Origin of the sequence: Pseudomonas sp. OST1909 (genome assembly GCF_015277575.1) — a bacterium.
Lineage (GTDB): Bacteria > Pseudomonadota > Gammaproteobacteria > Pseudomonadales > Pseudomonadaceae > Aquipseudomonas > Aquipseudomonas synxantha_A.
Genome location: NZ_CP063780.1, coordinates 2896648 through 2908766 on the forward strand (window position 1 = coordinate 2896648; position 12119 = coordinate 2908766).

Here is a 12119-nt window from a genome sequence, read left to right on the forward strand (position 1 = left end):
TCCCTGTCGAATTCCGGCCAGCGTGGTTTAACGGGGCGCCTGAGATCAAAAGCAGATCAAGAGCGGCTCGCTTCGCATCGTGGTTACGGTCGGCAGCTACAAAGTTGTGTAGATACCTATGCCCCGATTGCGGTAGTTCAGCCAAGGAATTGGATACTGATCCACCGCTATCGGGAGCAAGCCTCCTCCCACATTTTGAGCCGCGTCAGGTCAGAGGTACTTGAGCCAGGCGATATCGCGTCGGCGCGCTTTGAGCCCGGCAAACCAACGTACCGGCGGGTATAGCACCAGCGGCAACACCAAAGCTGCCAACCACACCGCACCGATGCTGTCGAAGCCGAAATAGTTGCCGTGGTTGAGCCCAAACCACTCCACACAGGCGACATACAGCACCTTCAGCACATACAGATGCAGCAGATAAAAGAACATCGGCGCCGCACCAAACACCGCCAGCACGCCAATCCAGCGCTTATGCCCGGCGCGTTCGAATGCCAGCAACAGCAACAACCCAATCCCCAACGTCAACGCGAGGAACAACAGCGACGGCGGGTACTTGGTGATGTTGAAGAAGCTCATCAGGGTCTGCACGCCATTGTCATACACGGACCAAGGCTGCTCGCCGTAGCCATTGACTGCCCGCAGCAGCACAAAACCCATCAATGCCGCCACGCCCGCGATCAGCAAATGCCGCTGACGCACAGCCGGTAGTGCGGTAGCGGCAAACCATGGCCCGAGTCCATAACCCAGGGCGATCACACCGATCCACGGCAGCACCGGATAAGTCACGCGCAGGCGCAGGTTTTCCGACACCTCGATCCAGCTGCGCTCATGCAGGATTGACCAGCCAATCTGCAACGCCGAATCCGGGGCAAAGTGCACTCCGTCAAGCAGGTTATGCCCGGCGATGATCACCAGCGCCAAGCTGATCAGCAGCGGGCGCGGCAACCACACCAGTGCTGCGAGGGCGATCATGCTCACGCCGATGGCCCAGATCACTTGCATATAGATCACACTGGGCGGCAACTGGAAGGTCCACGCGAAATTGACCAAGGTGAATTCCAGCACCACCAGAAACAGCCCACGCTTGAACAGAAAGGCCGACACATCGCGTCGTCCCTGATATTTCTGGCCATACAGCCACGCCGACAATCCGGTGAGCAACACAAATACCGGCGCGCAGAGATGGGCGAGGGTGCGGCTGACAAACAGCGCAGGCTCGGTGCTGTCGATGCTCATCGGGTCGCTGACCTGGCGATGCAACAGGAAGGTTTCGCGCACATGGTCCAGTAGCATGAACAGGATCACCAGGCCGCGCAGGGCGTCGATGGACTGCAGGCGTTGGCGTAGGGGAACAGCATCGGTCATGGGCAAGAGTCACAGGCAGGACAAGAATTTAGCGTTATCCTATAACATTAACCTGCGCGTTGCTGCGTTGGATCATCTGCGAGCTGATTGGGAGGCACTCATGACACACATCACCACACAACCGGCCGAGGCCGTGATTGAGTTCTGGACACAGGCGGGCCCCAAGCGCTGGTTCGCCAAGGACGATGGCTTCGATACGGCCTTTCGCGACACCTTCCACGCCACCCATATGCAAGCCGCGCGGCGCGAGCTGGACGGCTGGCTGGCCACGGCCGACAGCGCACTGGCGTTATTGATCCTGTTGGATCAGTACCCGCGCAACGCCTTTCGCGGCACCGCGCATATGTTCGCCACCGACCCGCTGGCGCGTCTGTATGCGCAGCAGATGGTGGACGCCGGGTTGGATCAACAGATCGATCCCCAGTTGCGTGCGTTTTGTTATTTGCCGTTTGAACATTCCGAAGACCCGCAAGACCAGGAGCGCTCGTTAGCGCTTAACCAGCAGTTGGATGCCAGCACCTATCACTGGGCCAGGGAACATGCCGATATTATCCAGCGGTTTGGGCGCTTTCCCCATCGCAATGCGGTGTTGGGCAGGGTCACCACCGAGCAGGAGCATTTGTTCCTCAAAGCGGGTGGTTTCGCTGGTTGATGCTATTCCCACCAGGAATGCCCCCATAAAAACCCTGCATTGTCCTTATCGACCTGAATCTCGTAGCGTGGCGTTTCATCCTCGGAGATAGCCCATGAGCCAACCCCCGCTGCGCCTCTATGTTGATTCGCTGTTCACAAGCCCCTACGCCATGTCGGTGTTCGTTGCCCTACGGGAAAAAGGCCTGGCGTTCGACATGGTCCCCCTGGACCTGGATGCTGGACAAAACCAGTCGGCAGATTACGCCCAGCGCTCCCTGACCCAACGGGTACCGACTCTGGAGCACGGTGATTTTACGCTGTCGGAATCTTCGGCAATCACGGAGTACCTGGACCAGGCGTACCCCCAGATCAGCATTTACCCGGCTGATCTGCAGCAGCGGGCGAGGGCGCGGCAGGTTCAGGCATGGTTGCGCAGCGACTTGCTGGCGATTCGCCAGGAGCGCTCGACGCTGGTGGTGTTTTGCGGGCAGAAGATGCCACCTTTATCGCCGCTGGCTCAGGCTGCTGCGTGTAAGTTGATCGGTGCGGCGCAGGTTCTCCTGGCAGGCAACCCTGAGCATTTGTTTGGCGAGTGGTCGATCGCCGATGTAGACCTGGCGGTGATGCTCAATCGCCTGATCCTCAACGGCGACCCCTTACCGGCCGAGCTGGTGATGTACGCGCAACGCCAGTGGCAACGGCCGTCAGTGCGGGAGTGGGTCAACCTGCGACGGCCTGTGCTCTAGCTGCCACTCTTCCTTGACACGTCGGTCCAGGTCCTCCCAATGGGCCATGCCCAGCACCCGCATGGTGTTCAAGCCCCGCAGGTAACCACGCAGTTGCTGGGCGCTGGCCGAGCGTTGTTTGGCGTCGGCGTCTGGGTCCAGCAGTACTTCTTCATACTCGACCAGGTAATCGGCGACCCGCTCGCGAAATTCCGGCAGTACGGCATCGCGGATGCGGTCGAAGGTTTTCTGGTAGGGCTTCATGGCGGGGTCCTTATAGGTTTTATGGGCTGCCTGACACTATCGGTTCAAATGATAGTCACCATCAAGGATCACAAGTTCTGTTTTTTCGCCAAGCGCGCAGAATCTGCTCATCCAGACGCAGCTCAAGGAAATGCGCGATGAGGACGATTATCCAGCTTGCTTTAATGGCCCTGATGTTGGGCACCACCCTCATGACCACCCCGGCGATTGCCGATGAGCTGCGTACAGGCCATTTGCTGCCGCTGGCCGCTAGCGTAGAATCCCTGCAACGCACCCAGAGGGTAGGGGTGTTATTCAGCGAAAATACCCGCGACAACCTCATCTACCTTGAGCGCTACCATGCCATGGCACTTAACGGCGCCAAGGATGCCCTGGATGGGCGGATTCGCCAGGCGTTCGTCAATAGCTCCGATCCGGAGCTGGCCATCGACTGGTTGATGAACTCGCTGCAGGGCGCTTTTTTCTCGGTGACGGTCTATGGCAGCCTGGATGAGATGGTGCAGGCGCATCCGGATGTAGTGGTGGTGCTCGATACCCATAACCAATTGCTGACCCAGCATAACGACCGGGTCGAGGCACGCTTTGCAGCACGCTTCTATGACGCGAACCTGCAATACATCGCCAAGGCCGAAGGTTCGGTGGACAGGCAAGTGCCGTCAGTGTGGGTGCACGGAAAGGCGGCGCCGGAGATTGCCGCGCTGATCGAGCAGCAGCGAGATGTACAGCGAGATGCCCTGAAGCAGTTCGATGTGTCGCTCAAGGCCCTGGTTCGCGCAGGTTGATTCGCGAGTGGATGTGAACCCTATTGGTTATTTTCAGGAATCTGTATGCGCTCTTTTTTCGCCCCGGCCCTGGCCTTTGCAGCCTTGTTGCTGACCGGTTGTATCACGGCTCCGAATGCCCCATCGCTGACCCTGCAAACCGACAAGACCCCCGAAGGCTATGTGCAATGCGTATTGCCCAAGCTGGAAAAGCACGGCATCACCTCGACCGTGACGCAGAACTCGCGTCACGCCAAGGTGCTGTTGACCAGCAAGATTGCTGCTGATGATGTGCTGGAAGCCTACAAGTCCCAGGACGGCACCAAGGTGTTCCTGTATGAGCGCAAACCGCTGGCCTCGGCGATCAAACCGTCGCGGCTTGAGCAAGCGGCCCAGGACTGCAAGTAAGCCCGTTCTGAAAGGCAATGCATTTCAAAATGTGGGAGGGAGCAAGCCCCCTCCCACATTTGGACCAACACTCGGCTCAGGGTTTGGCTTCGTTGCTGAAACTATCGACCGTCTTGATCAACCCCTGCGCCGCCAACGCCACCAACTCACCGCCTTTCTCCACCGTCGCCAGCGCAGGGTCTGAACCCATGCGGCCATCGGGGAAGCGCGCGCGGAAGTCCAGCGCCTCGCGGATCGGCCCGGTGTTGGCAATTTGCGGTGAGTAATCGGCAGACTTGATCGACTGCGGATAAGCCCACTGCGTCACCGCAATCTCCGACGGCGTGGCGTGGCTGCCGTGGCCGACCGGGAATTGGCGCTGGGCCAGGTCGGTGACGCCTTCCAGGTCCCACCAGTTCACCAGCTTCAGCGCAAACCCGGCCGGGCGGCGGGCGAAGCTGGCTTCGGCGTACAGCTCGGAAAACGCCGCTTCGATCGTGGCAATATTGCCGCCGTGGCCGTTCAGGAACAGGATTTTCTCGAAGCCATGCCCGGCCAGCGAACGCACCCAATCGCCAATCGCGGCGATAAAGGTGGAAGGGCGCAACGAGATGGTGCCGGGAAACCCCAGATGATGCTGGGCCATGCCGATATTGAAAGTAGGGCCGATCAGAATGTCGGCGTTTTTTTGCGCCTCATGGGCGATGATCTCCGGGCACATCCAGTCGGTACCCAGCAGGCCCGTGGGGCCGTGTTGTTCGTTGGAGCCGATGGGGATCACGACCGTGCGGCTGCGTTCCAGGAACTGCCCGATTTCGATCCAGGTGCTGGTGTGTAGAAGCATGCGAGGCTCTCTTTTATCTGTGGGGACAGGCTATCCGCCACGGATTGTACGACTACTCGCTACCTGTTGGGGCTTGCAATTGAGGTACGTCGAGGACTTCAACCAGCGCTGGTCGGGGTACCAGGAAAACATGAACTGCCCATCCTTGAGCTTGTCTACCACTTGACGGGCGACCTGCGGGCGTACTGCCGGGCAGCCCTGGCTACGGCCGATGCGGCCTTCGCGCTTGCTCCACAGCGGGCTGACGTAGTCGGCGGCATGGATCACGATGGCGCGGTCGCGCGCCAGGTCATTGAAGCCGGGCTCCAGGCCATCCATGCGCAACGAGTAGCCATGAGCGCCGAGGTAGCTTTCCTGGGTTCGGAACAAGCCCAGGCTGGATTGATGGCTGCCTTCGAGATTGGAGAACTGGGTGGCGAAGTTTTCCCCGGACTTGGCGCCATGCGCCACCAGGTCACGCAGCAGCAGGGTCTGTTTGCGCAAATCGAAGATCCACAGCCGACGGGCGGTCGAGGGCTGGGAGTAGTCAATAACCGCTAGGCGATCGGAACGTTCTTCGCCGTTATTGACAGCGCACTGCACCGCGCTCAGGGCGCTTTTGAGTACAGTGGGATTGAGTTCTGGAGCCGAGCGCGCCAGGCTGCTATACAAGGAAGGTGGGGTGCCGGTGGCCGCGAGCGCAAAATTGCTCAGTAAAGCCAGGCCCCCGGTGATCAAGCCGAGGTGGCGCATAAAAGTCAGCATCTACAGTCGATTCCCCCGCTGTGGAGTGGAGCTAAGTCAATTGTTCAAAAAACACGCATGTTACTTGAGCATTTGCCTGCTCGTTGCACCATTGGTCGCGACAGCCGATGCGCTGGCGCCTGAGCCGCTGCCTGTGACCACGCCTGCGCCCGTCGATCTGGCGCCGATACAGCAGGCGTTGGCGCAACTGCCCAGCGTCTGCCCCCACCTGGTCTCGCGGGTCGATGCCACCGCCCAAGTGCGCCTGCAAGCCTTTTACCAGCAGCAAGGCAATGCACCGTTATGGTCGGCCGACGAGTCCCGGCAAGCCTTGCAAACCCAGTTACTGATGCTGGCCGACGACGGCCTGGATCCCACCCACTATAGCTTGCCTGCGGTAGATGCCACGGCCAACGTGCTGTGCAGCGATATCGCGACCAGCCAGCAATACCTGCAAGCCCTGCACGATTTGCATTACGGGCGCCTGCTGCAATCGCGCTATGAGCCGCTCTGGCATTCGCAACCGCCTGCGACGGACCCGAACACCGCAGTGTTGGCATTTGCCGCCACCGGCTTGCAGGACATGGCCAAAGCGTTTGACCAGGCGCGCCCAAGTGCAGACTTGTACCGCAGCCTGCGCAACGTCTATTCCAGCCTGCGCCAGCAGCCTTTACCGCACTGGGACGCGGTGGGCAGTGGCCCGTTGTTACGCCCCGGCATGGAAGACCCGCGCGTGCCGGAACTGGCGCGGCGCCTGCACAGTGGTGGCTATCTGGCCAAGTTGCCCAACGGCAAGCAATATCAGGGCGACCTGGTCAAGGCGGCGAAGGCGTTCCAGCTCAGCCACTCGTTGCAAGCCGATGGCGTGATCGGCGCCGGCACCGTGGCCGAACTCAATATCAGCCCGGCGGTACGCCGCGAGCAACTGCGCATCAACCTGGAGCGTTTCCGCTGGCTGGCCCAGGACCTTGAGCCTGAAGGCGTAGTGGTCAATGTGGCCGCCGCTCAATTGAGCGTGTACCAGAGCGGCATCCCGGTGTGGCAAACCCGCTTGCAAGTGGGCCGCGCCGAACGCCAGACACCGCTGCTCAAGTCGCGCATCACGCGGCTGACCCTCAACCCCACATGGACCATCCCGCCGACCATCATGCGCGAGGACAAGCTCCCGGCTATCCGTCTCAACCCTGAATACCTGCGCCAGCAAAACCTGCAAGTACTCGACGCCGAAGGTCATCCGCTGACCCCCGAGCAGGTCGATTGGGCGCGCCCTGGTAATATCCTGCTGCGCCAACAGGCTGGCCCGCGCAACCCGCTGGGCAAGATCGTGATGCGCTTCCCCAACCCGTTCTCGGTGTACCTGCACGACACGCCCAGCCAGCCGCTGTTTACCAAGGGGCCACGGGCGTTCAGTTCGGGGTGTGTGAGGGTCGAGCAACCGCTGCTGCTGCGTGACCTGCTGGTGACCCCGGCCGAACGCACCCGTACCGATGAACTGTTGGCCACCGGCTTGACCCATGAATTCAGGCTGGCCACGCCGGTGCCGGTGCTGTTGGGGTATTGGACGGTGGAAGTGGATCGCCAGGGGAGCCTGGTCTATGCGCCGGATATCTATGCGCTTGATCCGGTGTTGATCAAAGCCATGGGAAGTGTGCTCTAGGCACAATGGGCAGGGGTCTTCATGACCCCATCTGACCTATTCAGGTATCAACTGCTGGCGACATTCCAGCACCAGTCGGGCGCCGCCCAGTTCACTGGTACCGACTTCGAGCTTGAAGCCATGCAGGTTGATGATCGCCGCCACAATCGACAGCCCCAGACCAAAGCCACCTTGCTGATCGTTCTCATCCACCCGATAAAAGCGCTGGAACACCGACGCGCGCTCGGCCGCTGGAATTCCAGGGCCGGAGTCGAGCACTTCAATGCGCGTACTGCCCATATCATTGACCGCTCGCAGGATGACCTTGCCATTGGGCGGAGTGAACTTGATCGAATTGCTCAACAGGTTGGCCAAGGCTTCAAACAACAGGGCGCGGTCGCCCGTTACCCACGGCAGCGATTCGGGAGCCTGCAATACCAACTCCATTTCACCTTCCTCCGCCAGGGGCAGATAAAAGTCATGCAATTCGCGCAGCAACGGCAGCGGGTCCAGCACCAGGAAGCCTGACCTGCGCTGGTGATCTTCCAGTTCGGAAATGCGCAGCAGCCCGCGAAAGCGCGCCATCAGCGTGTCGGTTTCGGCAATGGCGTCATCGAGTTTCACTGCGTGGGCGGAGTCTTCCTCGGCTTGCTGCTTGATGCGGTAAAGCTGTGCGCGCAGGCGGGTGAGGGGGGTACGCAGGTCATGGGCGATGGCGTCGCACACGCCCTTGACCTCGTTCATCAGTTTCTCGATGCGTTCGAGCATGGCGTTGACGATGGCCGCGAGCATGTCCAGTTCGTCGCGCCGATTGGACAGCGGCAAGCGGTGCGTCAGGTCGCCGGCGACGATGGCTTCGGCGCTGGCCTGGATCCCGCGGATGCGCCGCAACGGGCGCCGGCGCAGCAGGTGCCAGCCCGCAGCGCCGGGGATGATGGTCAACGACAGCGCCCACAACAGGGCATGCCAGATGATCCGCGTCACACCGAACAACGAACCGTTGGCGCGCACCAGCACCAGCCAGCGCCCGTCGTCGGTGTGGGTGGCCACGGCGTCGCAGCTGTCCTTGGGCAGCTTGGGGTCATCGGATTCGACGCAATTGGCCAGGGTGTGGATCTTGCCATCCAGGGGCAGGTCCGCCGGTAACGTGCGGATCGGCCCGCTCAAGGGCCGAAACTGCTCATCGAACAAGCCATAAGCATCGACGCCCTTCATGTCGAAGGTCATGCTGGTGGTCAGCGCTTCCACCAGGGCTTCGCCGTCGAAGCGCTGGAACAAGTGCTGGCGTTGCAGAAGAGAATGGCGCGAGAGGTCGCTGAGGTAGCCCGACACCTCGTAATACAGCACCCCCATGAGGATGCAACTCCACGCCACGAACAACGAGCTGTACAGCGCCAGCAAGCGGCTGCTGGAGGAACGCCAGCCCTTAGAGGGGTTCAGCAATGACATACCCGGAACCTCGTACCGTGCGGATCAGCGGCGTGAGGCCCGGGGGATCGATTTTCTTGCGCAGGCGACCGATGTGCACATCGATCAGGTTGGTGCCCGGGTCAAAGTGATAACCCCAGACTTCCTCGAAAATCATCATCCGCGACAGGATCTGCCCGGTGTTGCGCATCAGGAATTCCAGCAGTTTGTATTCGGTGGGCAACAGGGTCAGCGGCTGCTCGGCGCGGCTGGCTTCGCGGCTGATCAGGTTCAATTCCAGGTCCGCCACGCGCAGGGCGGTTTCGAACTCCTTGACCGTGCTTTTGCGCCGCAGCAGCACTTCGACCCGGGCGGCCATTTCGTCGGAGGCGAACGGCTTGGTCAGATAGTCATCACCGCCGGCACGCAGGCCACGTACGCGCTCGTCGACATCGGAGAGGGCGCTGATCATCAGGATCGGCGTCGATACGCCAATCGTGCGCAAGGTGGTAACGATGGCCAGGCCATCCAGTTCGGGCAACATGCGGTCGAGGGTGATCAGGTCGTAATCGCCGCTCACGGCGCGGACCAGGCCCTCGCGGCCGTTGTCTACCCAGTCTACGTCCAGTCCATGGCTACTCAGCTCGGCGACGATCTCGCGGGCCGTTACGGCGTCATCCTCGATGGTCAAAATGCGGGTCATAGGATTACCTGGTGAGCGTTCACACTAGAAGTGGAGGTCATTTTGCCAAGAAGTTGCTGAATGTTTCCTAAATAAAACTTCATCTTGGCAAAACTGCCACCTGTTCATGACTGGCACGAATCGATGTGGGAGGGGGCTTGCTCCCGATAGCGGTGTCTCAGGCAAGAGTTTGTTGATTGACACGGTGCTATCGGGAGCACGCCCCCTCCCACATGAATGCATATCGCCCGCCCTTAACGGCCGGTTCTTGCAACTTGCATGACTTTAGTAAGTTCAATTTAATTAACTTGTTGAAATGCAAGGAATTTAAATTATTGGCCGACTGGCATGGTGCCTGCACTGTCCCTTTTGAGACTTGTAACACTATTTTTCATGCCTGGAGCAAAACAACAATGATCACATCCTCATCCGCGCTGCAAGAGTCAAGCACGCTCTCCGGGGTTTCCTGGGGGGCGATCTTCGCCGGGGCCGCTGCGGCGGCTGCGCTGTCACTGATTCTGGTGCTGCTGGGCTTCGGCCTGGGCTTTTCGGCGGTGTCGCCGTGGGCCGATAGCGGTATCAGTGCCAAGGGCCTTGGCATTTCCACGATTGTCTGGCTGGCCTTTACCCAGATCGTCGCTTCGGGCCTGGGTGGCTACATCGCCGGCCGGTTGCGGGTGAAGTGGGCCAACATGCATGGCGATGAAGTGTACTTTCGCGATACCGCCCATGGTTTCCTGGCGTGGGCCGTGGCCACATTGATCACGGCAATGCTGGTGGTCGGTTCGGTCAGCAGTGTCGTCAGTGGTGGTGTGAAAGCCGGTGCCAGCGTTGCGTCGGGCGCCGCCAGTGGCTTGACCCAAGCAGCCGGCAGCGCAGCCAAAGGTGCCGACAGCGGCGACTTCGGCTACTACGTCGACAGCCTGTTCCGCGATGACCGCCCAGCCGCGGTCAGCGACGATGCGGCCCATGCCGTGGTCGGCCGTATCTTCGCCCGCACCCTGAGCAATGACGGTCAACTGGCCGCCGAAGACCGTGCCTACCTGGCCCAGTTGATCACCCAGCGCACCAACCTCAGCCAGGCCGATGCCGAAGCGCGTATCGATAAAGTGTACGGCGATGCCCGTAAAGCCATCGAAGACGCCAAGCTCAAAGCCAAGCAGGCCGCCGAGACCGCCGCGAAAGTGGCTGCCTATACCTCGCTGTGGACCTTCGTGGCGCTGTTGATCGGTGCATTCTTCGCCAGCTTCGCTGCCACCTTCGGCGGTCGCCGCCGGGATGCCGTGGTGTACGTCGAAACCGAAAACTACGTTCGTTAATTCAAGGCCCATTCATTTAAGGAAAGCATCATGCGCTCATTACTGCTGTGGTTCCTCGGCGTGCCGATTCCGGTGATCATTCTGATCGCGATCTTCATGCACTAAACCCGGGCCTGGCTCGGTAAAGGGTGGGAAGGGCTTTGCTCCTTCCCACTTTTCGTTTTGCGCAACGTCAGCCAACTGATGACCAGCAAGGTGCTGGCCAGCGATGTCATGATTACCAACGGTTGTGCAGTGCCATCCGATAGCAGCCCGGTGGCCCAACTGCTCACAGCCGTCACAAACATCTGAATAAAAAAGAACAACCCCGACGCCGTACCGGCAATTGCGCCGTAGGGCTGCAACACCGACAACTGGCAGGCGGGCATCGTCAGCCCCACCGACACCATGATCACCACCATCGGCAACACAATCGCCAGCCAATCCTGCGCCAGCAGTGTCGTGGCCGTCGCAAGCAGTACGCTGCCCAGCACATTCAGGCCGATGGCGAAGCTGATCAAGCGGTCTGCCTCGAACCGCGCTACCACGCGGCGGAACAGGTTGGCGCCGAACATATAGCCACTGATCGTTGCGGCAAATACCAGGGCGTAGGCGCTCGGCGATAAATCAAAGCCGCGTTGCAGCAACGCCGAAGACTCGCTGATAAACGGAAAATAGGTGCTGTACACGCAGCCGATCGCCAAGGCATAACGCAGGAAATAGCGGTCGCGCAGCAGTTGGCCGTAGATGCGTAGCAAGTGGGTGGGTGGTGCGGCGGCCACTTGTGGCGGACGGGTTTCCGGAAGGCGGCGCTGGACCACCAGGCACAACAGGCTGCCAATCACCGCCAGCAACACAAACAAACCCTGCCAACCCAAGAGGGGCAACAGCACGCTGCCAAGCACCGGCGCGGCCATGGGCGAGACCGCCATTGCCATGGAGATCAACCCCAGCAAGCGCGCCTGCTCCTGCGGGGCAAAATAGTCGCGCACGATCACCCGGCCTATTACCGTGGTGCAACACCCGCCGAGGGCCTGGAACAGCCGCGCAATGATCAATACCCCCAGGCTGTCGGCCAGTGCGCAGGTGAGGGTTGCCAGTACATACATCGTCAACCCGGCCAGCAACACCGGACGCCGGCCGAAGCGGTCGGTAAGCGGGCCGCTGACCAGCAAGGAAATCGCCGATCCGAGGGTGTAGAGCGTCAGTACCAGCTGCAGTTGGCTATCGGAGGTCTGGAAGTAGTCGGCCATAGCGGGCAGGGCGGGCAAGTGCAGGTCCAGGGTGAGGCGCGGCAAGCCCACCAGGACCGTCAGCAGCGTTAGCCAGAACCAGGGAGCGAGAATGCGTTGCGTCATGGGCGGTTACTTCGCGAGGGGTAGAGCCCGGACTCT

At 60.5% G+C, this 12119-nt stretch carries 13 protein-coding genes; 6 read left to right on the forward strand and 7 right to left on the reverse strand.

The window, feature by feature from the left end:
- Positions 1 to 210: 210 nt before the first annotated feature.
- Entirely contained in the window at positions 211 to 1365 is a 1155-nt protein-coding gene (locus IH404_RS12595; RefSeq protein ID WP_194440546.1) for a DUF1624 domain-containing protein, read from the reverse strand.
- 100 nt (positions 1366 to 1465) lie between these two features.
- Between IH404_RS12595 and IH404_RS12600 the strand changes: the two genes are divergently transcribed.
- Together IH404_RS12600 and yfcF are read left to right on the forward strand one after the other, a co-directional pair.
- Positions 1466 to 2017: a DUF924 family protein gene (locus IH404_RS12600; RefSeq protein WP_122733507.1), complete on the forward strand. Its 552-nt coding sequence runs from the start codon at positions 1466 to 1468 to the stop codon at positions 2015 to 2017.
- 94 nt (positions 2018 to 2111) lie between these two features.
- On the forward strand, positions 2112 to 2744 hold the full coding sequence (yfcF, locus tag IH404_RS12605) for a glutathione transferase (RefSeq protein WP_005787698.1): 633 nt from the start codon (positions 2112 to 2114) through the stop codon (positions 2742 to 2744).
- Here yfcF and IH404_RS12610 read toward each other — a convergent pair.
- Complete coding sequence (locus tag IH404_RS12610; protein ID WP_005787700.1) at positions 2703 to 2987, reverse strand: hypothetical protein; 285 nt, start codon at positions 2985 to 2987, stop codon at positions 2703 to 2705. The two genes, yfcF and IH404_RS12610, sit on opposite strands and share 42 nt — an antisense overlap.
- Before the next feature lie 137 nt (positions 2988 to 3124).
- Here IH404_RS12610 and IH404_RS12615 point away from each other — a divergent pair, with 137 nt between their 5' ends.
- Both IH404_RS12615 and IH404_RS12620 read left to right on the forward strand, forming a co-directional pair.
- Positions 3125 to 3769, forward strand: coding sequence for an ATPase (locus tag IH404_RS12615; RefSeq protein WP_122733506.1), 645 nt, complete (start codon positions 3125 to 3127; stop codon positions 3767 to 3769).
- A 45-nt stretch (positions 3770 to 3814) separates the two neighbouring features.
- The gene (locus IH404_RS12620) at positions 3815 to 4156 is read left to right on the forward strand and encodes a hypothetical protein (RefSeq protein WP_194440547.1); all 342 of its coding nucleotides are present in this window, start codon (positions 3815 to 3817) and stop codon (positions 4154 to 4156) included.
- A gap of 76 nt (positions 4157 to 4232) precedes the next feature.
- On the opposite strand, the gene IH404_RS12625 is transcribed toward IH404_RS12620, so the two are convergent.
- Positions 4233 to 4979, reverse strand: coding sequence for a creatininase family protein (locus IH404_RS12625; protein WP_186560160.1), 747 nt, complete (start codon positions 4977 to 4979; stop codon positions 4233 to 4235).
- A 30-nt stretch (positions 4980 to 5009) separates the two neighbouring features.
- Positions 5010 to 5723, reverse strand: coding sequence for a murein L,D-transpeptidase catalytic domain family protein (locus tag IH404_RS12630; protein ID WP_032876209.1), 714 nt, complete (start codon positions 5721 to 5723; stop codon positions 5010 to 5012).
- Positions 5724 to 5763: 40 nt separating this feature from the next.
- On the opposite strand from IH404_RS12630, the gene IH404_RS12635 reads away from it, so the two are divergent.
- Positions 5764 to 7359, forward strand: coding sequence for a L,D-transpeptidase family protein (locus IH404_RS12635; protein WP_194440548.1), 1596 nt, complete (start codon positions 5764 to 5766; stop codon positions 7357 to 7359).
- 36 nt (positions 7360 to 7395) lie between these two features.
- On the opposite strand, the gene IH404_RS12640 is transcribed toward IH404_RS12635, so the two are convergent.
- Complete coding sequence (locus IH404_RS12640; RefSeq protein WP_005787711.1) at positions 7396 to 8787, reverse strand: HAMP domain-containing sensor histidine kinase; 1392 nt, start codon at positions 8785 to 8787, stop codon at positions 7396 to 7398.
- The gene (locus IH404_RS12645) at positions 8765 to 9448 is read right to left on the reverse strand and encodes a response regulator transcription factor (RefSeq protein ID WP_005787712.1); all 684 of its coding nucleotides are present in this window, start codon (positions 9446 to 9448) and stop codon (positions 8765 to 8767) included. The genes IH404_RS12640 and IH404_RS12645 overlap by 23 nt, the downstream gene beginning before the upstream one ends.
- Positions 9449 to 9840: 392 nt before the next feature.
- Here IH404_RS12645 and IH404_RS12650 point away from each other — a divergent pair, with 392 nt between their 5' ends.
- Positions 9841 to 10746: a hypothetical protein gene (locus IH404_RS12650; protein WP_005787714.1), complete on the forward strand. Its 906-nt coding sequence runs from the start codon at positions 9841 to 9843 to the stop codon at positions 10744 to 10746.
- Positions 10747 to 10847: 101 nt separating this feature from the next.
- On the opposite strand, the gene IH404_RS12655 is transcribed toward IH404_RS12650, so the two are convergent.
- Positions 10848 to 12083 (reverse strand): multidrug effflux MFS transporter, encoded by a 1236-nt coding sequence (locus IH404_RS12655; RefSeq protein WP_194440549.1) that lies wholly within the window; start codon positions 12081 to 12083, stop codon positions 10848 to 10850.
- Between the last annotated feature and the right edge of the window lie 36 nt (positions 12084 to 12119).